The sequence below is a fragment of the Pantoea sp. ICBG 828 genome (assembly GCF_002928355.1).
Lineage (GTDB): Bacteria > Pseudomonadota > Gammaproteobacteria > Enterobacterales > Enterobacteriaceae > Pantoea > Pantoea dispersa.
Genome location: NZ_POWN01000012.1, coordinates 1 through 24,629, shown reverse-complemented (window position 1 = coordinate 24,629; position 24,629 = coordinate 1). Strand labels below are relative to the sequence as shown.

Sequence of the window (24,629 nt, the reverse complement as noted above, 5' to 3'; positions counted from 1 at the left end):
CGCGCGCTGTTCGTTAAACTCTTACTTCGCTAAACGCTTCTGGTGCTCCTGCGCGGCTTTCACAAAGCCAGCGAACAGCGGATGACCATCACGCGGGGTCGACGTGAATTCCGGGTGGAACTGGCAGGCTACAAACCATGGATGATTCGGGATCTCGATGATCTCCACCAGTTGATCGTCGCCGGAACGGCCTGCAATGTGCAGACCCGCCGCTTCAATCTGCTTCAGCAGCAGATTGTTTACTTCGTAACGGTGGCGGTGACGCTCAGTAATGACGTCAGAGCCGTACAGCTGGCGCACTTTGCTTTCCGGCGTCAGCTGGCACTGCTGGCTTCCCAGACGCATGGTGCCGCCCAGATCGCTCTGCTCGGTACGCTGTTCAACGTTACCGTTTTCATCGCGCCATTCGGTGATTAACGCAACCACCGGGTACTTACAGTCTGGCACAAATTCAGTGGAGTTGGCGCCTTCCATCCCGGCCACATTGCGCGCGAATTCCATCAGCGCAATCTGCATGCCAAGGCAAATGCCGAGGTACGGAATGTTGTTTTCACGCGCGTATTGCGCGGTCAGCAATTTTCCTTCCACACCGCGGTAACCGAAGCCACCAGGAATCAGGATAGCATCAAGATCTTTCAGAATTTCGACGCCGCGCGTTTCCACATCCTGCGAATCGATCAGCTTGGTGTTAACGGTGACGCGATTTTTCAGGCCGCCGTGCTTCAGCGCTTCAATCACGGATTTGTAGGCATCCGGCAGTTCGACATATTTGCCGACCATACCGATGGTGACTTCGCCGCCCGGATTGGCTTCTTCGTAAATCACCTGCTCCCACTCGGCCAGATTGGCTTCCGGCGCGCTCAGGTTGAAACGCTTGCAGATGTAATCATCCAGACCCTGCGATTTCAGCAGGCCCGGGATCTTGTAGATCGAATCAACGTCTTTCAGCGAGATAACCGCTTTTTCCGGCACGTTACAGAACAGGGCGATCTTCGCGCGCTCGTTAGCGGGCACCGCGCGGTCTGAACGGCAAATCAGCACGTCAGGCTGAATACCAATCGACAGCAGCTCTTTAACCGAGTGCTGGGTTGGCTTGGTTTTCACTTCACCCGCCGCCGCCATGTAAGGCACCAGCGTCAGGTGCATATACATGGTGTGTTCACGGCCAACATCGACCGCCATCTGGCGAATCGCTTCCAGGAACGGCAGGGATTCGATATCGCCCACGGTTCCGCCGATTTCCACCAGCACGACGTCATGACCTTCGCCACCTTCAATGATGCGCTCTTTGATGGCGTTGGTGATGTGTGGGATAACCTGAATGGTCGCGCCCAGATAGTCGCCGCGACGCTCTTTGCGCAGCACTTCTGAGTAGATACGGCCGGTAGTAAAGTTGTTGCGGCGCGACATTTTGGTACGAATGAAGCGCTCGTAGTGACCTAAATCCAGATCGGTCTCGGCCCCGTCATCGGTGACGAACACTTCACCGTGCTGCGTAGGGCTCATGGTACCCGGATCGACGTTGATATACGGATCGAGTTTCATGATGGTCACATTCAGACCACGTGCTTCAAGGATGGCTGCGAGGGAGGCTGCGGCAATGCCTTTGCCCAGAGAGGAAACGACCCCGCCGGTCACAAAAATATAATTCGTTGTCATGCTGAACCTGAGAGTTTAGGTTTAAAGACGGTGGAATAACCAGGACGGGAAAACAGTATACCCGAAGTCGTCCGCAGCCACAATTGATGAATCACACCATCCTCCTCGCATTACAGCCTGTAACATAGCGGAGAGTGCCGGGTGAAATGTTGACGTACGTCACAAAGTTGCCGACTGGCTGAATCGAGTAAGCTCAGACGGTGATTTTATGCGCAGCGCTGGAATAATCACCAGCGCTGCGCAGAGAGGCTGAATAAGGTTATTCGCCGGTTTTGACCTGCTGCCAGGCGGCTTCCATCTGCGCCAGCGTAGCCTGTTCCATGCTCAGCCCCTGGGCCTGAATAATATTCTCTACCTGACGGAAGCGGCGCTCGAACTTGTCGTTGGCCTTTTGCAGCGCGGTTTCCGCTTTGCTGCCAAGATGGCGTGACAGATTGACGGTGGCGAACAGCAGATCGCCAATCTCCTCTTCCAGCTTGTCGCTGTCCACCACCGCCTGCTGCGCTTCATGCATTACTTCGTCGATCTCTTCATGCACTTTATCCAGCACCGGCCCGAGGCTGTCCCAGTCGAAGCCTACGCTGTGACAGCGCTTCTGGATTTTATAAGCGCGCATCAGCGCCGGCAGCGCTTTCGGGATATCGTCCAGCACCGAGTGCTGCGACTTCTCCGCACGCTCGCGCTGCTTGATCGCCTCCCAGTTTTTCAGCACTTCAGCCGTGGAATCGACCTGGACTTCGCCGAAGATGTGCGGATGGCGACGCTCCAGTTTGTCACTGATGGCGTTGCAGATGTCATCGAAGTTGAAACGCTGCTGCTCCTCGGCCATGCGGGCGTAGAACACCACCTGAAACAGCAGATCGCCCAGTTCGCCGCGCAGATCGTCAAAGTCTTCATGCTGGATGGCGTCGATGACTTCATAAGTCTCTTCCAGCGTATACGGCGCGATAGAGGCGAAGGTCTGCTGGCGATCCCACGGACAGCCGCGCACCGGATCGCGCAGGGTTTGCATGATGGTGAGCAGGCGGTTTAAAGCAGTCATGAAAGTCCCCGGAACAACAAGATAAAAAAGCCGCCATTAATGGCGACCCTGCAGGGTAATTACGCGGTTTTGCCCGGGTGCGCATTGCTGCGCACCGGTCTCAGCAGGGCTTAATGTAAGCGGCGCGCATCGATAATATCCGGCACCTGATTAAGGCGCGCCAGCACGCGCCCCAGCACCTGCTGGTTATAAATCTCGATATCCATATCGATGGTGGCGAGCTGCTTTTTGGTGTCGCTGCGGCTGGACACGCCCAGCACGTTGACCTTTTCATTGGCCAGAATGGTGGTGATGTCGCGCAGCAGCCCGCTGCGATCGTTGGCCGTCACGCGTACCACCAGCGAATAACCGCTGGAGTAACTTTCGCCCCACACCGCGTCGACAATCCGTTCCGGCGCATGCGAAATCAGTTCGCTGAGTTGATCGCAGTCGGCGCGGTGAATCGAAATGCCGCGCCCCTGGGTAATAAACCCGACAATATCATCGCCCGGAATCGGCTGGCAGCAGCGCGCAATGTGGTGCAGCAGATTGCCGACGCCCTCCACCACCACGCGGCCACTCTCTTTGCGCGCCGACGACGGCTGATGCGATTTCTGCGTCAGCTGACGCAGCGCCTCGCGATCTTCCTCTTCAGCGCTCGGCTTGTTGAGCTTCGCCTGCAGGAAGTTAACCATCTGGTTAAGACGGATATCCCCGCCGCCAATCATCGCCAGCAGCTCATCCTGCGAGCTGACGTTATAACGCGGCAGCAGCAGCTTCTCAGCTTCGCGCATGCTGATATCCAGCTGGCCCAGCTCGCTATCCAGGATTTGCCGGCCGGCCGCGATATTTTTGTCGCGATCCTGTTTACGGAACCAGGCATGAATCTTCGAGCGCCCGCGGCTGGTGGTGATATAGCCGAGGTTGGGGTTCAGCCAGTCGCGGCTCGGGTTCGGCTGCTTCTGGGTGATCACCTCAATCTGATCGCCCATCTGCAGCTGATAGGTAAAGGGCACGATACGGCCGCCGATTTTGGCGCCGATGCAGCGATGACCAATATCACTGTGAATGTGGTAGGCGAAGTCGAGCGGCGTGGAACCGGCCGGCAAATCGACCACGTCGCCCTTCGGCGTAAACACGTAAACGCGGTCATCAAATACCTGGCTGCGCACCTCTTCCAGCATCTCGCCGGAATCCGCCATCTCTTCCTGCCAGGTAATCAGTTTACGCAGCCAGGCGATGCGCTCTTCGTGCCCTGCGGCACCGCGCGCGTTGCTGGCCGTCGGCCCTTCTTTGTACTTCCAGTGTGCCGCGACGCCCAGTTCAGCGTCCTCGTGCATCTGGCGGGTACGGATCTGAATCTCGACCGTTTTGCCCTGCGGTCCCAGCACCACGGTATGAATCGACTGATAGCCGTTTGGCTTGGGATTGGCAACGTAATCGTCGAACTCGCTAGGCAGATGACGATACAGCGTGTGGACGGTGCCGAGTGCGCCGTAGCAGTCCTGCAGGCGTTCAGCGACGATGCGCACTGCACGCACGTCGAACAGCTCATCAAACGCCAGCGACTTCTTCTGCATTTTGCGCCAGATGCTGTAGATATGCTTGGGACGGCCGTAAACTTCCGCACGCACGCCCTCTTTTTGCATCTCTTTACGCAGGTTATCGACGAAGTTATCAATGTATTGTTCACGATCGATGCGGCGTTCATGCAGCAGTTTGGCGATGCGCTTATATTCGTCAGGATGCAGGTAGCGGAAGCAGTAATCTTCCAGCTCCCATTTGAGCTGGCCGATACCGAGACGGTTGGCCAGCGGCGCATAGATGTTGGTGCTCTCTTTCGCCGCCAGCACGCGCTCATCTTCCGGCGCATCTTTCATCTCGCGCAGATGGGCAATACGTTCTGCCAGCTTGATGACCACGCAGCGGAAATCTTCCACCATCGCCAGCAGCATGCGGCGCACGTTATCCACCTGCTCTGAGGCCATTGAGTCGTTGTGAATGGCTTTCAGCTGGCGGATGGCATCCATATCGCGCACGCCGTGCACCAGCGAGACGATGCTTTTGCCAAAGGCCTTCTCCAGATCCTCTTCGCTCACCACGCCCGCATTGGCCAGCGGGAACAGCAGCGCGGCGCGCAGACTGTCGATGTCCATACTGAGCATGGTGAGAATTTCCACCATCTCAATACCGCGCCACAGCAGCAGAGCCTGATCTGGATGGTCGTGCGTTTCGGCTTCACAGTAGCGCCATGTTTCCGCCAGTCGTTCGCAGGATTGCGGATTACTGATACTCAAGCTGGCGATCCACTGGTCAAGGGCAAATTCCCCGGCCGTATTTAAATGCGCACTTCTAACCGCAACCATATCCTCTCCTGCCACAGCGACTTAAACATCGCTTATGTTTTGCTAAACAGCACCATGGATTCGAGATGGCTGGTATGAGGGAACATATCCAGCATCGCGACCCTTTCCAGATGGTAGCCCGCCGACAGTAATGTCTGACTGTCGCGGGCAAGTGTTGTCGGGTTACAGGAAACATAGACCACGCGTTGCGGCGCAAGTTTAACGATATGCGACATCACGCCCGCGGCCCCGGCACGCGCCGGATCCAGTAACACCTTATTAAATCCCTGCGCCGCCCAGGGCTGGCGCGAGACATCTTCCTCTAAATTGTGCTGGAAGAAGCAGACATTTCTGAGATTGTTAAGCTGAGCATTATACTCTGCCTGGCGCACTAATGCTGCAACGCCCTCCACACCCACCGCATTTTGTACGAACTTTCCTAGCGGCAATGTGAAGTTGCCCATGCCGCAGAACAGATCGAGCACCCGATCGTCCGGCTGCAGATCCAGCCAGGCAAGCGCCTGTGCCACCATCTGCTGATTCACGCCATCGTTGACCTGTATGAAATCCTGCGGGCTAAAGGTTAGCTGCAAATCAAACGAGCGGTAGTAAGGCTGCTCCGCGCCGAGCGCCTGCAGCGCGTCACTGCCGTCCGCCAGCCAGATCATCAGCCGGTGCTCATGCGAAAAACGTTCCAGTTTTGTCCGGTCCGCAGCGGAGAGCGCATCAAGATGGCGCAGCACCATTAGCGGACCGTTATCCGCCAGCACCAGTTCCACATGCCCCAGCCGTTTCACTGCGTGCAGGTTGCTGAGACAGTGGTGCAGCGGCTGCAGCAGCGCCTCAAGCTCGGGCACCAAAACGGGGCATTGCGTCACATCAATCAGATCGTTACTGGCCGCCTGACGGAAGCCCATCTGCAGGCGCTGCTGCTTCGGCAGCCACTGCAAACCGAGACGCGCGCGCCGGCGATAGCCCCAGGGCGCAGCGCTGATGATCTCATCCACCTGCACCGGCAGCGCCGCTTCCTGACTCAGCATGCGGCCCAGCGCCCGCGCTTTGCTCTCCTGCTGCAGCGCCACGGACACGTGCTGCTGCTGGCAGCCGCCGCACACGCCGAAATGGATGCAGCGCGGTTGCTGGCGCTGCGGGCTCGGTTGTGTAATCTTTTTGGCTTTGCCGCGCGCAAACTGACGCTTATCTTCGGTCAGGATCACCTCGGCCTGTTCGCCGGGCAGCGCGCCGCTGACAAACAGCGTTTTACCGTTATGGCGCACCACGCCCTGACCAAAGGGATCAAGCTCGTCAATGGTGACGCTGAGACGTTGCTTCGTCGTCACGCGCTGTTTTGCGGAGTAAAATTGCGCCATAGTATTGTGAATTCTCAGTTTTCATTAGGTGTGCAGCCGTATGCGGTTTTTGCACAGGGATAAAATGCCAGGAGTCGCCAGGCCACAATTATGACCAAATACAGCCTGCGGGCGCGAATGATGATTCTGATACTGGCGCCGACGCTGATGATTGGCCTGCTGCTCAGTACCTTCTTCGTGGTGCACCGCTACAACGAACTGCAGCACCAGGTGCGCGACGCCGGCGCTAACATTATCGAACCGCTGGCGGTGTCGAGCGAGTACGGCATGACGTGGCATAATCGTGATGCGATTCGCGAGCTGGTCAGCCTGCTGCATCGCCGTCATTCCGATATTGTCCGTGCCATTACGGTTTTCGACAACAACAATCACATCTACGTCAGCTCCAATAACAACCAGAACCTCGCGCTGCTGCAAAAAGCCGATATTTCCACGCTGGCGGATGGCGTGTCGGTGGAGCGACACGGCAACCTGATGGTGCTGCGCACGCCAATCATCTCTGAACGCTATTCGGTGGACGAACTGCCGGGTGAAGACGCCAAGCCGGCAGGGAATCCGCTGGGTTATGTGGCGATTGAGCTGGATCTGCAGTCGGTGCGGCTGGAGCAGTACAAAGAGGTGTTTGTCGCCACTCTGCTGCTGCTGTTTTGCCTGTGTATCGCCATGTTGTTTGCCTATCGACTGATGCGCGACGTCACCGGCCCGATTCGCAACATGGTTACCACCGTGGACCGCATCCGGCGCGGCCAGCTCGACAGCCGCGTGGATGGCTATATGCTGGGCGAGCTGAGCATCCTGAAAAACGGCATCAACGCCATGGCGATGTCACTCACCGCCTACCATGAAGAGATGCAGCAGAACATCGACCAGGCAACCTACGATCTGCGCGAAACGCTGGAGCAGCTGGAGATTCAGAACGTCGAGCTGGACCTGGCGAAAAAGCGCGCCCAGGAAGCGGCACGCATCAAGTCGGAGTTTCTCGCCAATATGTCGCACGAGCTGCGCACGCCGCTCAATGGCGTGATTGGCTTTACCCGCCAGATGCTGAAAACCGGGCTGAGCACCAACCAGCGTGATTACATGAGCACCATTGAGCGCTCGGCCAATAACCTGCTGAGCATCATTAACGACGTGCTCGATTTCTCCAAACTGGAAGCTGGTAAGCTGGTGCTGGAGTCGATCCCGTTCCCGCTGCGCGCCACGCTGGATGAAACGCTGGTGCTGCTGGCGCCGTCCGCGCATGAGAAAGGCCTCGAGATCACCGTGTGCCTGGAGAAACAGGTGCCGGATAATGTGATTGGCGATCCGCTGCGTCTGCAGCAAATTCTGATCAACCTGATTGGCAACGCCATCAAATTCACCGAGCGCGGCCACATTGATCTGCGCGTCGAGCTGCGTCATCTCAGCATCACACGGGCGGAACTGGAGATTCAGGTGCACGATACCGGCATCGGTATCTCTGAGCAGCAGCAGTCGCAGCTGTTCCAGGCATTTCGTCAGGCGGACGCCAGTATTTCGCGCCGTCACGGCGGTACCGGTCTTGGCCTGGTGATTACGCAGAAACTGGTGCACGAAATGGGCGGTGAGATCGCCTTCCACAGCCGGCAGAATCAGGGCTCCACCTTCTGGGTACAGGTACATCTGGATCTCAATCCTAATGCACCGGCGATTCCACGCATGCTGGACGATCTGCACGCCACGCCGCTGGCTTATATCGAACCCCACCCGGCGGTGGCGAAAGCGGTTCAGGAGATGCTGAGCATTACGCCTCTGCAGGTGCAGCACTTTGCCAGCCTTGACGATCTGCCCGACGCCCACTTCCCGCTGCTGCTGATGGGGCTGCCGGTCAGCGATCCGCATCCGGCTACGCTGTCCGATGCGCTGATTGCCCGCCTGCGCGCACACGCCGACTCGGTGCTGCTGGCGCTGCCGAGCGAAATGATGCTGTTCGCCGATGATTTGCGCGCGCGCGGTATCGCCGGCTGCATTGCCAAACCGGTGTCGCTGACGCGATTGCTGCCGATGCTGCTCGATCTCAACATGCGTCATAGCGACGCCGCCCCGCGCGGCGTAAGACAGCCGCTGACGGTGATGGCGGTGGATGATAATCCGGCCAACCTGAAGCTGATCGGCGCATTGCTGGAGGAGCAGGTCCAGAACATCATTCTGTGCGACAACGCCAGTCAGGCGATTCACCAGGCGCGGCAGCAGCGGCTGGACGTGATTCTGATGGATATTCAGATGCCGGACATCGACGGCATCCGCGCCAGCGAGATCATCCGCAGCCTGCCACAGCACGCCAGCACGCCGATTGTCGCGGTCACGGCGCATGCGCTGGATGGCGAACGTGAGCAGTTGATCGCCGCCGGCATGAATGACTATCTCGCCAAGCCGATTGATGAGGACAAGCTGAAGCAGCTGCTGCAGCGCTATGCGCCGGGCAGCGTGGCGAGCGCGGTGCGACAACCGGCGATCGCGCCCTCACTCGACTGGGCGCTGGCGCTGCGCCAGGCGGCGAATAAAGCCGAGCTGGCGCGCGATCTGCTGCAGATGCTGCTGGATTTTCTGCCGGAAGTGGAGCAGCGCGTGGCGCAGTGTATGGCGCAGAATGACGTCGATGGGCTGCGCGAGATTATTCATAAGCTGCACGGCAGCGCCAGCTACAGCGGCGTGCCACGGCTGAAACAGCTGTGTCAGCAGCTGGAGAAGAGTCTGCATCAGGAGAGCGATATCGCAGCGCTGGAACCAGAGCTGCTGGAGCTGAGCGACGAGATGGCGAATGTGGCGCGCGAAGCGCGTCAGGTGCTGGGCGTGGCGTAGTGAGGGTTGTGCGTTGTGCGTTCTGGGTTGTGCGCTGGGCCCTCACCCTAACCCTCTCCCGGCGGGAGAGGGAACCGTGCGGTGCGATGAAGAGGAACAGCGCGAAATCCAAATCCGTGCACCATCAGCCCCCTCTCCCGCCTGCGGGAGAGGGCTGGGGTGAGGGGAAAACCGCACCGCCCCCCCTACAACCCCTGCCCCACCTTGATCGTGGCAGCGACGTTCCTTGCCGTCAGGCGGACATTCTGCGCGGCATTGGCCAGCGCCTCTTCCAGCGAACAGATACCCGACAGCACGCTGTACACCGCGTCGATCCCGTGCTGATGCACCACACCGACATCCGCCGTCAGGCTGCCGGCAATACCGATCACCGGCTTATTGAACTGCTTCGCCACCTGCGCTACGCCAACCGGCACTTTGCCGTTGACTGACTGACTGTCGATGCGCCCTTCACCGGTAATCACCAGATCGGCATCCTGCACCTGCTGCGCCAGTCCCAGCGCTTCGGTGACAATCTCAATGCCGCGCCGCAGTTCCGCGTGGCAAAACGCATGCAGCGCCGCGCCCATGCCGCCGGCTGCGCCACCACCGGCGATGTGCAGCACATCAATATCCAGATCGCGCTGAATAATCGCGGCGTAATGGCCGAGCGCGGCATCCAGCTGCTGCACCAGCTGCGGCGTGGCCCCTTTCTGCGGGCCAAAAATCGCTGACGCACCCTCTTCGCCAATCAGCGGATTGGTCACGTCGCACGCCACTTCAATGCGGCACTGCAGCAGGCGCGGATCCAGATCGGCGATCTCAATCTTCGCCAGCTGCGGCAGTGCCCCGCCGCCGTAGCCAATCCCGCTGCCGTGGCTGTCCAGCAGCCGGGCACCGAGCGCCTGCACCATGCCGGCACCGCCGTCGTTGGTGGCGCTGCCGCCGATGCCGATGATGATGTGATCGACGCCGCGATCCAGCGCGTTTTTGATCAGTTCACCGGTACCGTAGGAAGTGGTGATCAGCGGATCGCGCTGTGCCGCAGGCACCAGCTCCAGCCCGCTGGCCGCCGCCATCTCAATAAAGGCAGTACGCGCATCACCGGATAATCCGTAAAACGCGTCGACCGGCTCGCCGAGCGGCCCGGTCACCGTCAGTCTGACGATGTTGCCCTGGGTTGCCGCCACCATTGCTTCAACCGTGCCTTCTCCGCCGTCGGCGACCGGTATTTTGACATAGTCAGCGGCGGGGAAAATTTCGCGAAATCCCGCTTCTATCGCGGTAGCCACTTCCAGGGCGGACAAACTCTCTTTGTATGAATCCGGTGCGATGACAATTTTCATAGGCAATCCGAGCGCGGTAGATGACGGAAATCCGTCTGGCTAAGGCAGTACAGCGTCCGGCATCCGCAGACACCGGACGCGGGCACTACCGGGTGATCTCAACTTTGGCTAATTTTTCATAATAGCAAGCCAGCGCGCTATGATCGGACGTACCCTGCCCGTCGACTTTTAGCGCCTGCATCATCTCCATCACCGCTGCGGTCAGCGGCAGATGTGCGCCAATGCCGTGTGAGGTATCAAGCGCATTGGCTAAATCCTTGATATGCAAATCGATACGGAAGCCAGGCTTAAAGTTGCGATCCAGCACCATGGGCGCTTTGGCATCCAGCACGGTGCTGCCCGCCAGACCGCCGCGAATCGCCTGGTAAACCAGTTCCGGATTGACGCCGGCTTTGGTGGCCAGCGACAGCGCCTCTGACATCGCGGCAATGTTGAGCGCCACAATCACCTGGTTGGCCAGTTTAGTGACGTTGCCCGCGCCGATATCGCCGGTGTGCACCACCGAACCGGCCATCGCCTTAAGAACATCGTAGCACTGATCAAACAGCGCTTTATCGCCGCCGACCATCACCGACAACGTGCCTTCAATCGCTTTTGGCTCACCGCCGCTCACCGGCGCATCCAGCATTCTGATGCCTTTTTCTGCCAGCACATCATGAACTTCGCGGCTGGCCAGCGGCGCGATGGAGCTCATGTCGATCACCACCAGCCCCGGCTTCGCCCCTTCGATAATGCCGTTCTCGCCCAGACACACCTCTTTCACCTGCGGTGAGTTCGGCACCATGGTGATCACCACATCAACCTGCGCGGCCAGCTCTTTCGGCGTTTTCGCCACGGTGGCACCCAGCTCCACCAGTTCGGCTTCGTTGCTGGCGTTGTGGTCGCGCACCACCAGGGTGTAACCGGCTTTCACCAGGTTTTTACTCATCGGTTTGCCCATGATGCCGAGGCCGATAAATCCAATTTTCATTGCCTTTCCCCTTCGTCAGTTACTGCTTAAATTTGTCGCACAGCGCCTGCGTGGCGTGGCGGAAAACACCCAAATCGCTGCCGACGGCAACAAAGCTGGCACCCCATTCGAGATAACGGCGTGCGTCAGCCTCCACCGGCGCCAGAATCCCGCTCGGCTTACCGGCAGCTTTGGCGCGCTCAAGGATGTAACGGATCACTTTCAGCACTTCCGGATGCGCCGGCTGGCCAAGATAGCCCAGCGCCGCTGACAGATCGCCCGGGCCGACAAAGATGCCGTCTACGCCGTCCACCGCCGCGATGGCGTCAATGTTGTCCACCGCCTGCTGGGTTTCGATTTGCACCAGCACGGTGATGTTGTCATTGATGGTGGCGTTGTAGTCCGCCAGCGTGCCGTACATGTTGCTGCGATGTGAAACCGACACGCCGCGTATACCGGCTGGCGGATAGCGGGTGGATGCCACCGCGCGCGCCGCCTCTTCTGCGGTTTCCACAAACGGAATCAGGAAGTTATAGAAGCCAATATCCAGCAGACGCTTGATGATGATCGGCTCATTGCACGGCGGTCGCACCACCGGCGCGCTCGGGCTGCCTTTCAGCGCCATCAGCTGCGGAATAAAGGTGGTGATGTCGTTCGGCGCGTGTTCGCCGTCCAGCACCAGCCAGTCAAAGCCCGCCAGCCCCAGCACTTCCGTGGTGAGAGGATTGGCAAGGGCGCACCAGCTGCCAATCAGGGTTTCCCCTGCCAGCAAACGACGACGAAAAGGGTTGGGCCAGGCATTGCTCATGATCTCTACTCCTGTTATTTAGCACCGCCGCCCGCGGGCGCGCGGAATAAAATCAGCGCACCAGGCACGGACGCTTGTTATCAAATGTCCAGTTCGGCACGAGGAACTGCATCGCCTGCGCATCGTCGCGCGCGCCCAGTCCATGCTGCTGATACAGCGCATGGGCCTGCATCACCTGATCCATGTCCAGTTCGACGCCAAGGCCCGGCTTCTGCGGCACCTGCACCATGCCGCCCTTGATCTGCAACGGCTCTTTGGTCAGGCGCTGGTTGCCCTCCTGCCAGATCCAGTGGGTGTCGATGGCGGTAATGGCGCCCGGTGCGGCGGCGGCCACATGGGTGAACATCGCCAGCGAAACATCGAAATGGTTGTTGGAGTGCGAACCCCAGGTCAGGCCGAAGTCGTGACACATCTGCGCCACGCGCACCGAGCCCTGCATGGTCCAGAAGTGCGGATCGGCCAGCGGAATATCGACCGACTGCAGCGACAGCGTGTGGCCCATCTGGCGCCAGTCGGTGGCGATCATATTGGTGGCGGTAGGCAGACCGGTGGCGCGCCGGAACTCGGCCATCACTTCACGTCCGGAGTAACCCTGTTCAGCGCCGCACGGATCTTCTGCATAAGCCAGCACGCCTTTCAGCTGTTTACCGAGCAGGATGGCCTCATTCAGCGACCAGGCCCCGTTGGGATCGAGCGTCACGCGCGCCTGCGGGAAACGCTTCGCCAGTGCGGTTACTGCTTCGGCCTCTTCACCGCCGCGCAGTACGCCGCCTTTCAGTTTGAAATCGTTAAAGCCATATTTTTCATAGGCGGCTTCTGCCAGGCGCACCACCGCGTCCGGCGTCAGCGCTTCCTCATGCCGCAGGCGATACCAGTCGCACGGATCATCGGTCTGGCTCTGATACGGCAGTGACGTTTTACGGCGATCGCCGACGTAAAACAGGTAGCCGAGCATCTCGACACGGTCACGCTGCTGTCCTTCGCCCAGCAGCGACGCCACGTTGACGCCCAGATGCTGGCCGAGCAGATCCAGCAGCGCCGCTTCGATGCCGGTCACCACGTGAATGGTGGTGCGCAGGTCAAAGGTCTGATTGCCACGCCCGCTGGCATCGCGATCGGCAAAGGTGGTGCGCACCAGGGTGAGGATATTTTTGTACTCGCCGACGGTTTTTCCGGTCACCAGCGCCGCCGCGTCTTCCAGCGTCTGACGGATTTTCTCGCCGCCGGGGATCTCGCCCACGCCCGTGTGGCCGGCGTTATCTTTCACAATCACGATATTGCGGGTAAAAAACGGCGCGTGGGCACCGCTCAGATTCAGCAGCATGCTGTCGTAACCGGCCACCGGAATGACCTGCATTGATGTAATTTTCGGGGTGTGACTCATTTCCTGCTCCTTATGCATGGCGGCGTCCAAAAGCCGGACGCTTGCGGTCGAACGACCATCCGGGAACCAGATATTGCATTGCCGTGGCGTCATTACGTGCGCCTGCCGGCAGCGATTGATACAGGGCGTTAGCCTGGCGCAGGCGATCCCAGTCCAGCTCAACACCGAGGCCGGGCTTGTCCGGCACGGCAATTTTGCCGTTGCGGATCTGCAGCGGCTCTTTGGTCAGGCGCTGATCGCCCTCCTGCCAAATCCAGTGGGTATCGATGGCGGTCGGTTTACCCGGTGCCGCTGCGCCGACGTGGGTAAACATCGCCAGCGAAATGTCGAAGTGATTATTGGAGTGGCAGCCCCAGGTCAGCCCCCACTCATCACACAGCTGCGCCACGCGTACCGCGCCGCTCAGCGTCCAGAAGTGCGGGTCGGCCAGCGGAATATCGACTGCGTTGAGCATCACCGCGTGGTTCATCTCACGCCAGTTGGTGGCGATCATATTGGTGGCGACCGGCAGACCGGTGGCGCGGCGAAACTCGGCCATGACTTCGCGCCCGGAATATCCCTGCTCGGCACCACATGGATCTTCGGCATAGGTCAGCACCTCGTGCAGGCCTTTGCACAGCGCGATGGCTTCATCCAGATGCCAGGCGCCGTTGGGATCGACGGTGATGCGCGCGTCCGGGAAACGCTGCTTCAGTGCCACCGCCGAGGCAATCTCCTGCTCGCCCGGCAGCACGCCGCCTTTGAGTTTGAAATCTTTGAAGCCGTACCTGTCCTGCGCCGCTTCGGCTAAGCGCACCACCGCGTCTGGCGTCAGCGCCTCCTGATGGCGCAGGTGATACCAGTCGTGACCGGCCGCGTCGCCGCTCTGATACGGCAAATCAGTTTTACGCCGATCGCCAATGTAAAACAGGTAGCCCAGCACCGTGACCTCATCGCGCTGCTGACCTGGCCCCAGCAACTCGGCCACTGGCACGCCGAGGCACTGGCCGAGCAGGTCGAGCAGCGCCGCTTCCAGCGCCGCCACCGCATTGACCCGTAGCTCAAACGTCCAGGCGCCGTTGCCGAAGGTATCGAAATCCGCCGACTGGTTACCTTTGTGCACCTGCTGTACCAGCCGGTTCATGCGCGCCACCTGCTGCCCTTTCACCTGCGGAATTGCCGCGACCAGCGTCTGATAAATGGTTTCACCGCCCGGCGCTTCGCCGACGCCGGTGTGGCCGGCGCTGTCGGTCAGCACCACGATATTGCGGGTGAAGCAGGCGCTGTGCGCGCCGCCGATGTTGAGCAGCATGCTGTCGTAACCCGCCACCGGGATCACCTGCATGTCGGTAATCACCGGGGAACTTTGCGTATTCATATTCGGTTCCTTATGACCGGGGTTTGAGTTCGACACGTTTGATATCGCCGGTTATCACCAGGAAGCTGAACGCCGCCACAAACGCATGGATGCCGACATAAATCAGCGCCCCTTCAAACGAACCGCTGGTGGCGATGATGTAACCAATGGCAATCGGCGTGACGATGCCAGAGAAGTTACCGAACATATTGAACAGACCGCCGCTCAGGCCGCTGATCTCTTTGGGTGCAGTATCGGCCATCACCGCCCAGCCCAGCGCACCAATGCCTTTACCAAAGAACGCCAGCGCCATAAACAGCACCACTACCCATTCGGTTTCGGTGTAGTTACACATCACCATGCTGATGGAGAGCAGCATACCGATGACAATCGGGGTTTTACGCGCGATGTTTAGCGAGCCGGTTTTACGCATCAGATAATCTGAAATCACGCCGCCCAGCACGCCGCCGAGGAAGCCGCAGATGGCGGGAATCGAGGCGATCATGCCGGCTTTAAGAATCGACATGCCGCGCGCCTGCACCAGATACACCGGGAACCAGGTAATAAAGAAGTAGGTCAGGGCGTTAACGCAGTACTGACCGAGATAGATCCCCCACATCATGCGGGTGGAGAGCAGTTGCTTGATTTGAAACCACTTCTCATCCCAGCTCACTTTACGCTCGGCTTTCTTCGCATCCATGTTAATCAGCGCACCGCCCTGCTCCATGTACTCCAGCTCGGCTTTGTTCACGCCAGGGTGATCGTTCGGGTCATGAATTACTTTCAGCCAGATAAAGCTGAGAATGATGCCCAGCCCGCCCATGAACCAGAACACGTGCGCCCAGCCCACCTCGGCCACCAGCCAGCCCATGATCGGTGCGAAAATCACCGTGGCGAAGTACTGGGCGGAGTTAAAGATGGCGACGGCGGTACCGCGCTCCTGCGCCGGGAACCAGGCAGCAACAATACGGCTGTTACCCGGGAAAGACGGCGCTTCCGCCAGCCCCACCATGAAGCGCAGCAGGAACAGCGACACCACAATGCCGAAGCCGCTAAAGATGTCGACGAAGCCCTGCAACAGGGTAAACAGCGACCACAGGAAGATGCTCCAGAAATAGACGCGTTTGGAGCCGAAGCGGTCCAGCAGCCAGCCGCCAGGAATCTGACCGATAACGTACGCCCACGAGAAGGCGGAGAAGATGTAGCCGAGGCCGACGGAATCGAGACCGATCTCCTTCGACATCGCCGAACCGGCAATCGAAATGGTGGCCCGGTCACCGTAGTTGAACGAGGTGACGATAAATAACATCACCACAATCCAGTAACGGGCGTTGGTGCGCTTCTGCACCGCTGCCGCTGTCTGGCTGTAACTATTCATGATGCACTCCTGAAATATAGCGAACGCTACATTCACTCTGACTGCATACACATCGCGTTGGGTATCAGAATGATGTTGGGTTAAACACGGCGATTGTTGTTATGGCAAAACGATGATGCGTCGTGACGAATAACCAAACGTCGAAGAACGGCAATCAGTATAGGAACAGCATCGCCGCGAAACACTGGAGGAACGCCCGAGGATAATCATCAATCCGGCACGATTTTCTGGCATTTGCCCATAACGCTGCGGCGTGGCTCACGGAACCCGCCATCCAGCCGCCAGATTGCTGCAAAAGTGAACAGCAAGCGTACGCTTTGTGAGGCTCTTCACTTGCGTTTGGTAAAACGAACCAAACTGCGCGCCGATCGCGGCACAAAGCCAGTCAGTTGCACAATGCGCGGGTGAATACCCCTGCTTATACTGAGGCTGGCAAATAACGATGATGTGACGGACGTGATTTCAACCGCACCGCTATAACCGGTGCGACGAACCGGAAGGTGAGCAATGAACCGACCTCTGACAGACAAACCGCGCTACATTAAAGTGCACGACGCCGATAACGTGGCGATAGTGGTCAACGATCAGGGATTGCCCGCAGGCAGCCGCTTTGATGACGGTCTGCAGCTGACTGAGCATGTGCCGCAGGGGCACAAAGTGGCGCTGAGCGATATCGCCCTGCATGGCGACATCGTGCGTTACGGTGAAGTGATTGGCACAGCGCTGCGCCCGATTGCGCGCGGCAGCTGGATTGAGGAGTCGCTGGTGGCGCTGCCCGCCGCCCCGCCACTGGCCAGCCTGCCGCTGGCTACCAACGTGCCGCCGCCCCTGCCGCCGCTGGACGGCTACACCTTTGAAGGCTATCGCAACGCCGACGGCAGCGTCGGCACGCGCAATCTGCTCGGCATCACCACCAGCGTGCACTGCGTGGCGGGCGTGGTGGATTACGTGGTGCAGCTGATTGAGCGCGATCTGCTGCCGCGCTACAGCAACGTCGATGGTGTGGTGGCGCTCAACCATTTATATGGCTGCGGCGTGGCGATCAACGCACCGGCGGCGGTGGTGCCGATTCGCACCATTCACAACCTTGCGCTGAATCCTAATTTTGGCGGCGAAGTGATGGTGGTGAGCCTCGGCTGCGAGAAATTACAGCCGGAGCGCCTGCTGACCGGTACACCGGACGTACAGGCCATTTCGCTGGATGAGCGCGATATCGTGCGCCTGCAGGATGAGCGTCACGTGGGCTTTGGCGCGATGGTCGATGAAATTCTGCAGGTGGCCGAGCGCCATCTGAAAAAACTCAACCAGCGTCAGCGCGAAACCTGTCCGGCGTCGGCGCTGGTAGTGGGTACCCAGTGCGGCGGCAGCGACGCGTTTTCCGGCGTGACGGCCAATCCGGCGGTTGGCTTTGCCTCGGATCTGCTGGTGCGCTGTGGTGCGACGGTGATGTTCTCGGAAGTGACCGAGGTACGCGATGCGATCCATCTGCTGACACCGCGTGTGGTAAACGAAGCGGTGGGCAAACGGCTGCTGGAGGAGATGGCGTGGTACGACGATTATCTGAGCCAGGGGCAAACCGACCGCAGCGCGAATCCGTCGCCGGGCAATAAAAAAGGCGGCCTGGCCAATGTGGTAGAAAAAGCGCTGGGCTCAATTGCCAAATCCGGCCGCAGCCCGATTGTCGAAGTGCTGTCACCCGGACAGCGCCCGACGCAGCGCGGGTTGATTTACGCCGCCACGCCGGCCAGCGATTTTGTCTGTGGCACCCAGCAGATGGCTTCCGGCATTACGCTGCAGGTGTTCACCACCGGGCGCGGCACGCCTTACGGTCTGGCGGCAATTCCGGTGATCAAAATGGCGACGCGCAGCGCGCTGGCGAACCGCTGGCACGATTTAATGGATATCAATGCCGGCACCATCGCGACGGGTGAAGAGAGTATTGAACAGGTCGGCTGGCGGCTGTTTGAGCTGATTCTGGATATCGCCAGCGGACGTAAACAGACGTGGTCAGATCGCTGGGGAATCCGTAATCAGCTGGCGGTATTCAATCCGGCACCGGTGACGTGATATGCAAAATTAACTTTCGGCGCGATCGGTTCCCTCTCCCGCCTGCGGGAGAGGGTTAGGGTGAGGGCCTGATTTACACCAGCTTACCCCAGCTCTCTACCCACGGCGTGGTCACTGACTCGGGCTCCGGATTTTCCGTCGCATCCACCAGCAGCACCTCGCCAATACGCTGCGCCTGCTGCTCCTGCAGCGTGGCATCAAAAGTCTTACCGGCCCCACAGAAGTGGTCGTAACTGCTGTCGCCTAAAGCGATTACGCCATAGCGCAGCTCAGGCTGATAGCCCAGCTCATCGCGCACCTGCACATACAGCCGCGCGATATTGTCCGGAAAATCGCCCTGCCCGGTGGTCGAGGTAATAATTAACGCGACCTCTTTGCTGTAAGCCTGCCAGTCGGCGAGTGACGGATCTTCAAACACCTTCACCTCATGCCCCTGCGCTTCCAGCACCGGCTGCGCCTCTTCGGCAACCAGCAGCGCGTTGCCATACACCGTACCTGTAAAAATGCCAATCTTTGCCATCTTGCCGCTCCTTTATTCTGTCGGCTTATCCTGGACTGCCTCAGCGTCAAACTCAACCCTCGGCACCTCGGACAGTTGCTGCTGCCAGCCAAACGATTGCAGCATCTGCTGCCAGACACGATCCAGCCCGGCGCGAATCACCAGCGGTTCGCCGGTCACCGGATGCGTTAGCGTCAGCGCACTGGCGTGCAGCATCAGTCGATCCATGCCAAAGTGGGCTGCGGCACCGCGGTTCTGCCGCAGATCGCCGTGCGAGCTGTCACCAATAATCGGATGACGCAGGTGCGCCATATGGCGTCGCAGCTGATGCTTGCGCCCGGTGTGCGGCGACAGCTCAACCAGCGTATAACGTGCGCTGGGGTACTTGCCGATAGCCACCGGCAGTTCCGCCTGCGCCAGCGCGCGATAATCGGTGACCGCCGGCTGCGGCGCGCGCGGTTCCGTGACAAACTTGTCCGCAATTTTATCCAGCTCTTCCACCAGCGGATAATCCAGCGTTGCGCTACCGTCCAGCCAGCCGCGCACCACTGCGTGATAGGTCTTCTGTATCTGATGCTGTTCAAACTGCTGCGCCAGCAGCCGCCCGATTTCGCTGGAGAGCCCCATCAGCAGCACGCCAGACGTGGGACGATCGAGGCGATGCGCGGTAAATACGTGCTGACCAATCTGATCGCGCACCGTCTGCATCACCACCACTTTCTCTTTGCGATCGAGCCAGCTGCGGTGCACCAGCCAGCCCGCCGGTTTATTCACCGCAACCAGCCATGCATCCTGATAAATGATCTCCAGCATCAGGCGTCCGGCGGCGCAAACAGCGCATCAAGCTGGCTGAGCGTCAGCAGCAGCGCTGCATGGCCCGGCGTGGTGGGCGGCAGGGCCATCTCATAATAAGGCGTAACGGCGAAGTTTTGCGGCAGCGCGGCGCCGGCGTCAAGCAGCGCCTGCATGCGCGGCAGCAGGACCCACTGCAGCCATTCGAGCGGCTGCAGGGTATCGAGACAGAAAGGTTGCGTGCTATTAAAGGCTTCCGCCGCCGGGGCGTGCGTCTGCCAGTGGCCGTGTTCGCGCATCACCGCTTCGACCTGCTGCAGCCGCTGAATAATCAGGTGCGTCGACATACGCTACCTCCGCGTCAAAAAGGGGCGGCAAGCATATCATTAGTGGGTGCGCGCGCAAAAACGGCATAAAAAAAGGGAGCACTGTGATTACAGTGCTCCCGGTTCGTTTGCAGCATTCCCGCCACCGCTGTGCTCCCTGCTCATCCATGACAACTGTTCCTGCGCTTTCCGTCGCCTGTCATCGTGACATTGGTCCTTAGCATCCTGGCCCGCCACATCCCGCGTGGCTCTCATTCTCCATCCTGGAGGTGTCCTTTACTCACTCCGGAGTGTCCTGCTTCATCCTGAAGCCTTCCCTGTGACGTAAACTCCGTTACGTTCCTGCCGCCTGGCTGACATTCTCCTGAACGTCTCTCAATCCGTGGCTTCCTGCCAGTGGTGACTATTCTGGCAGAAACCATCGCAATAACAAGTCAGTAAGCGCCGTTAAACGATTAAGCCATGTCTGTATTTTCGGATTGATGCCATAACTGCATGATTCACAATATTTTTACATTGCGGACTTCCGGAAGTCTGCGCAATGTTCTGGCGATCTCGCACAACAGTTGTGAGAGATCTCTTACAAGGGCTGCGAGAAAAGTCTGCAACTCAAGAACTAACCGGTTGTAAAGCATTAAGAAATGTCTGAATATCCACTGCCAGTTTCTGCCGCTTTTTCGTTCCCGGCTGCTCCACAATTACCTCGCCGGTCAGATTACACACCGCGATAACATCCTGCTCCGAATCTGTCGTGGCGATAAACAGCGTCGGGCTCTGTTTCAGACGGCGCTTCATCACGAGATGACCAATCAGGTTCTCCTGCAGGCGGGTAAAATCGTCCTCGCTCCACACCTGCAGCAGCGTCAGCGGCTGCTGCGCAAACTGCGCATGCATGTCGCCGGCAAATTGCGTGGTATAGAACGTGGTGAGGTCCGGCTGCAGCTGAATATCCAGTGCGCGCTCAACGGCTGCCAGCGAGGCTGGCAGGATAAAATCCTGCGGCTGCCACAGGACACGCTCATCCAGTTCACTGATGATGCAGGGCGACGGCACGCCGTACAGCTCTGCGCTGGCGGGAAAATGGCCGTGCTGCTGCTGCCAGTGCGCTACATAACGGGCGGTAAAATCGCGCAGGGCCTCTGCGGTTTGCTGCATCATTCATCTTCTCGCTGGTGATCGGTTACACTGACTCCCTTTGATGGATTTTAGTGGTAACCGTTATGTCTTCTGAAAACCGGGATACGGCGCTGAGCGGCCTGACTTTGGGTAAGCCCACCGCGTACGTTGATCGCTACGATAACACGCTGCTGCAGGCGGTGCCGCGCAGCCTGAATCGCGAGCCGCTCGGGCTCTATCCCGACAACCTGCCGTTCCACGGCGCAGATATCTGGACGCTGTATGAACTCTCCTGGCTAAACAGCAAAGGCGTGCCGCAGGTCGCGGTCGGCGAAGTGGTGCTAAGCGCCGACAGCGTGAATCTGATCGAGTCCAAAAGCTTCAAACTCTATCTTAACAGCTTTAACCAGACGATTTTCGCCGACTGGGGCGCCGTGCGGCAAACGCTGGAGCGCGATCTCAGCGCCTGCGCTAACGGCAAGGTCAGCGTGGCGCTGTTTCGCCTGAGCGAAGTGGAAGGTCAGCCGATCGGGCACTTCGCTGGCGATGTCATCGACGAGCAGGATATCACCATCAGCGATTACGGCTTTAACGCCGATTACCTCGCCAGCGCAACGGGCAGCGAAGTGGTTGAAGAGACGCTGGTCAGCCATCTGCTGAAATCGAACTGTCTGATCACCAATCAGCCGGACTGGGGTTCAGTGATGATCCGCTATCAGGGCCCGCGTATCGATCGCGAAGCGCTGCTGCGCTATCTGATTTCGTTCCGCCAGCACAATGAGTTTCATGAGCAGTGCGTCGAGCGTATCTTCAACGATATTCAGCGCTTTTGTCAGCCAGCAGCACTAACCGTCTACGCGCGCTACACGCGGCGCGGCGGGCTGGATATCAATCCGTGGCGCAGCAATGTCCCTTTCACGCCGGGCTACTCCCGCCTGGTGCGCCAGTAACAGATTGCGAGATGTCTCGCAGGCCTCCGCACGGATGCGCGGTTCCACTTGAGCATTCGCGGCCGACAACGGTACTCTGGTACAGGCGCGAGGGCGACAGCGTGCTTACCGAAGGATTTTCGTCACTGCGCTCAACGGGTTAAGCGCAGCGTCATCAGTCACGCATTTGCGTGTAAAGGAGTTCTCTTGATTACACATATCAGCCCGCTTGGCTCAATGGATCTGCTCTCCCAGCTGGAAGTCGACATGCTGAAGCGCACTGCCAGCAGCGATCTCTACCAGCTGTTTCGCAACTGCTCGCTGGCGGTACTCAACTCCGGCAGCCAGACCGACAGTAGCCACGAACTGCTTTCCCGCTTTGAAAACTTTGACATCAACGTGCTGCGCCGCGAGCGCGGCGTGAAACTGGAGCTGATCAACCCGCCGGAAGAGGCGTTTGTTGACGGCCGGATTATCCGTTCGCTGCAGGCGAACCTGTTTGCCGTACTGCGCGACATTCTGTTTGTTAACGGTCAGCTCTCGGCGGCGGATCGTTTACAAAATCAGGACGTCACCGACTCCGCGCACATCACCAATCAGGTGTTCTCTATTCTGCGCAACGCACGCGCGCTGCACGTGGGCGAATATCCCAACACCGTGGTGTGCTGGGGCGGTCACTCCATCAACGCGGTCGAATATCAATATTGCCGCAATGTCGGAACCCAGATGGGCCTGCGCGAGCTGAACATCTGTACCGGCTGTGGTCCGGGCGTGATGGAAGCGCCGATGAAAGGGGCGGCGGTAGGCCATGCACAGCAGCGCTATCACGACAGCCGGTTTATCGGCCTGACTGAACCGTCGATCATCGCTGCGGAGCCACCTAACCCGCTGGTGAATGAACTGATCATCATGCCGGATATTGAAAAGCGTCTGGAAGCCTTTGTGCGCATCGCGCACGGCATCGTGATCTTCCCGGGCGGCGTAGGTACAGCTGAAGAGCTGTTGTATCTGCTGGGCATTCTGATGAATCCGCAGAACAGCGATCAGGTCCTGCCGCTGATCCTCACCGGGCCAAAAGAGAGCGCCGATTACTTCCGCGTGCTGGATGATTTCATCGTTAATACGCTGGGTGAAGCTGCGCGCCGGCATTACAAAATTATCATTGATGATGCTGCGGAAGTGGCGCGTCTGATGAAGAAAGCCATGCCGCAGGTGAAAGAGTACCGCCGCGAAACCGGCGATGCTTACAGCTTTAACTGGTCGATTCGCATTGCGCCGGATCTGCAGGTGCCGTTCCTGCCAACCCACGAAAATATGGCCAACCTCAAGCTGTTCCCGAATCAGCCAGCGGAAAAACTGGCGGCGGATCTGCGGCGTGCCTTCTCGGGCATCGTGGCCGGTAACGTCAAAGAGATGGGGATCCGCGAAATCCGGGAAAAAGGTCCGTATCAGCTGCAAGGCGATGCCGATCTGATGCACCGCATGGACGAACTGCTGCAGGGCTTCGTCGCGCAGCAGCGCATGAAGCTGCCGGGCAGCGCTTACATCCCCTGCTACGAAATCATCAAATAACCCATCAGGAAGGCAGCCTGCGGGCTGCCGGTATCATTATGTCGCTTCATCTGCTTATTATCGACGCGCTCAATCTGATCCGCCGCCTGCATGCGGTGCAGGGTTCGCCCTGTCGTGAGGCCTGCGTGGCGGCGCTGCATCAGCTGCTGGGCCACACGCGACCAACGCACGTGGTGGCGGTGTTTGACAGCCATGACCGACAGCCTGGCTGGCGTCATCAGTTATTGCCGGACTACAAAGCGGGTCGCCCGCCGATGCCGGATGATTTACAGCAGGAGATGGCCTCGCTGCAGGCGGCCTTTGAGGCCAGCGGTGTCAGCTGCTGGGTTGCCGAACATGATGAAGCGGACGATCTGGCCGCGACGCTGGCAGTGAAGATGGCCGACGCCGGTCATCAGGCCACCATCGTTTCCACCGATAAAGGTTACTGCCAGCTGCTGGCGCCGAGCATTCGCATCCGCGATTATTTTCAGAAGCGCTGGCTGGACGTGCCGTTTATCGAACAGGAGTTCGGCGTCGCGCCGGCCCAGCTGGCGGATTACTGGGGCTTATGCGGCATCAGCAGCAGCAAAATTCCAGGCGTGCCCGGCATCGGACCGAAAAGCGCGCGGGAACTGCTGCTGCAGTTTGGTTCGCTCGAGGCCCTGTATCAGCAGCTGGATCAGGTACCTGACAAATGGCAGAAGAAGTTACGCGATCACCGCGCGATCGCCGAGGTGTGCCGACAGGTGTCAACGCTGAAGCGGGATTTGGTGTTGCAGGGGAATTTAAATACGCTGCGGTATCAGGGTCCGGCGCGTCATTGAGGTCGCCATGAATGGCGCCCCTTATATCCCGATCATTCTCCTCCGGGTATGATGATCCCCGACTGATCATCGGGAAGTTGCTGGTGAGATGGGGGCGCCCCCTGGGCATAAAGCCTGCTTCGTAGAT

At 59.1% G+C, this 24,629-nt stretch carries 19 protein-coding genes; 5 read left to right on the top strand and 14 right to left on the bottom strand.

What is annotated here, in order from left to right; translation table 11 throughout:
• Positions 1–21: 21 nt before the first annotated feature.
• From pyrG to rlmD, 4 genes are all read right to left on the bottom strand, one after another.
• Positions 22–1,659 carry a glutamine hydrolyzing CTP synthase gene (gene pyrG, locus C1Y43_RS21620; protein ID WP_104189658.1) on the bottom strand — a complete coding sequence of 546 codons (1,638 nt, stop codon included), beginning with the start codon at positions 1,657–1,659 and terminating at the stop codon, positions 22–24.
• Positions 1,660–1,918: 259 nt separating this feature from the next.
• A complete protein-coding gene (gene mazG / locus C1Y43_RS21615) occupies positions 1,919–2,701 on the bottom strand; it encodes a nucleoside triphosphate pyrophosphohydrolase (protein ID WP_104189656.1) in 783 nt (260 codons plus the stop codon).
• Positions 2,702–2,811: 110 nt separating this feature from the next.
• Positions 2,812–5,046 (bottom strand): GTP diphosphokinase, encoded by a 2,235-nt coding sequence (relA, locus tag C1Y43_RS21610; RefSeq protein WP_021507365.1) that lies wholly within the window; start codon positions 5,044–5,046, stop codon positions 2,812–2,814.
• A 32-nt stretch (positions 5,047–5,078) separates the two neighbouring features.
• The gene (gene rlmD / locus C1Y43_RS21605; protein ID WP_104189654.1) at positions 5,079–6,395 is read right to left on the bottom strand and encodes a 23S rRNA (uracil(1939)-C(5))-methyltransferase RlmD; all 1,317 of its coding nucleotides are present in this window, start codon (positions 6,393–6,395) and stop codon (positions 5,079–5,081) included.
• Positions 6,396–6,485: 90 nt separating this feature from the next.
• On the opposite strand from rlmD, the gene barA reads away from it, so the two are divergent.
• Positions 6,486–9,215, top strand: a complete 2,730-nt coding sequence (barA, locus tag C1Y43_RS21600) for a two-component sensor histidine kinase BarA (protein WP_059010902.1) — start codon at positions 6,486–6,488, stop codon at positions 9,213–9,215.
• Between the two features lie 185 nt (positions 9,216–9,400).
• On the opposite strand, the gene C1Y43_RS21595 is transcribed toward barA, so the two are convergent.
• The 6 genes from C1Y43_RS21595 to C1Y43_RS21570 form a co-directional block, all read right to left on the bottom strand.
• Positions 9,401–10,540, bottom strand: a complete 1,140-nt coding sequence (locus C1Y43_RS21595) for a glycerate kinase (protein WP_059010900.1) — start codon at positions 10,538–10,540, stop codon at positions 9,401–9,403.
• An 85-nt stretch (positions 10,541–10,625) separates the two neighbouring features.
• A complete protein-coding gene (gene garR, locus C1Y43_RS21590; protein WP_104189653.1) occupies positions 10,626–11,510 on the bottom strand; it encodes a 2-hydroxy-3-oxopropionate reductase in 885 nt (294 codons plus the stop codon).
• Positions 11,511–11,529: 19 nt separating this feature from the next.
• Positions 11,530–12,297 carry a 2-dehydro-3-deoxyglucarate aldolase gene (garL, locus tag C1Y43_RS21585; RefSeq protein WP_021507370.1) on the bottom strand — a complete coding sequence of 256 codons (768 nt, stop codon included), beginning with the start codon at positions 12,295–12,297 and terminating at the stop codon, positions 11,530–11,532.
• 52 nt (positions 12,298–12,349) lie between these two features.
• Positions 12,350–13,681: a glucarate dehydratase gene (gene gudD / locus C1Y43_RS21580; protein WP_058757045.1), complete on the bottom strand. Its 1,332-nt coding sequence runs from the start codon at positions 13,679–13,681 to the stop codon at positions 12,350–12,352.
• Positions 13,682–13,691: 10 nt separating this feature from the next.
• Positions 13,692–15,038, bottom strand: a complete 1,347-nt coding sequence (locus C1Y43_RS21575; RefSeq protein WP_104189651.1) for an enolase C-terminal domain-like protein — start codon at positions 15,036–15,038, stop codon at positions 13,692–13,694.
• Positions 15,039–15,048: 10 nt separating this feature from the next.
• Complete coding sequence (locus C1Y43_RS21570; RefSeq protein WP_058771607.1) at positions 15,049–16,395, bottom strand: MFS transporter; 1,347 nt, start codon at positions 16,393–16,395, stop codon at positions 15,049–15,051.
• 507 nt (positions 16,396–16,902) lie between these two features.
• On the opposite strand from C1Y43_RS21570, the gene garD reads away from it, so the two are divergent.
• Positions 16,903–18,462, top strand: a complete 1,560-nt coding sequence (gene garD, locus C1Y43_RS21565) for a galactarate dehydratase (protein ID WP_058757048.1) — start codon at positions 16,903–16,905, stop codon at positions 18,460–18,462.
• Positions 18,463–18,535: 73 nt separating this feature from the next.
• Here the strand turns inward: garD and C1Y43_RS21560 are convergent, their stop codons facing one another.
• From C1Y43_RS21560 to syd, 4 genes are all read right to left on the bottom strand, one after another.
• Positions 18,536–18,982, bottom strand: a complete 447-nt coding sequence (locus C1Y43_RS21560) for a flavodoxin (protein WP_104189650.1) — start codon at positions 18,980–18,982, stop codon at positions 18,536–18,538.
• Between the two features lie 12 nt (positions 18,983–18,994).
• Positions 18,995–19,774 carry a tRNA pseudouridine(65) synthase TruC gene (truC, locus tag C1Y43_RS21555; RefSeq protein ID WP_104189648.1) on the bottom strand — a complete coding sequence of 260 codons (780 nt, stop codon included), beginning with the start codon at positions 19,772–19,774 and terminating at the stop codon, positions 18,995–18,997.
• Positions 19,774–20,100 (bottom strand): YqcC family protein, encoded by a 327-nt coding sequence (locus tag C1Y43_RS21550; RefSeq protein WP_058771608.1) that lies wholly within the window; start codon positions 20,098–20,100, stop codon positions 19,774–19,776. The genes truC and C1Y43_RS21550 overlap by 1 nt, the downstream gene beginning before the upstream one ends.
• A gap of 588 nt (positions 20,101–20,688) precedes the next feature.
• Complete coding sequence (gene syd / locus C1Y43_RS21545) at positions 20,689–21,237, bottom strand: SecY-interacting protein (RefSeq protein ID WP_104189646.1); 549 nt, start codon at positions 21,235–21,237, stop codon at positions 20,689–20,691.
• Positions 21,238–21,299: 62 nt separating this feature from the next.
• On the opposite strand from syd, the gene queF reads away from it, so the two are divergent.
• The 3 genes from queF (at position 21,300) to xni (ending at position 24,502) form a co-directional block, all read left to right on the top strand.
• Positions 21,300–22,145 (top strand): NADPH-dependent 7-cyano-7-deazaguanine reductase QueF, encoded by an 846-nt coding sequence (gene queF / locus C1Y43_RS21540; RefSeq protein ID WP_021507380.1) that lies wholly within the window; start codon positions 21,300–21,302, stop codon positions 22,143–22,145.
• A 186-nt stretch (positions 22,146–22,331) separates the two neighbouring features.
• The gene (gene ppnN / locus C1Y43_RS21535) at positions 22,332–23,696 is read left to right on the top strand and encodes a nucleotide 5'-monophosphate nucleosidase PpnN (protein ID WP_021507381.1); all 1,365 of its coding nucleotides are present in this window, start codon (positions 22,332–22,334) and stop codon (positions 23,694–23,696) included.
• A 38-nt stretch (positions 23,697–23,734) separates the two neighbouring features.
• On the top strand, positions 23,735–24,502 hold the full coding sequence (xni, locus tag C1Y43_RS21530; protein ID WP_104189644.1) for a flap endonuclease Xni: 768 nt from the start codon (positions 23,735–23,737) through the stop codon (positions 24,500–24,502).
• The last annotated feature ends 127 nt before the right edge of the window (positions 24,503–24,629 follow it).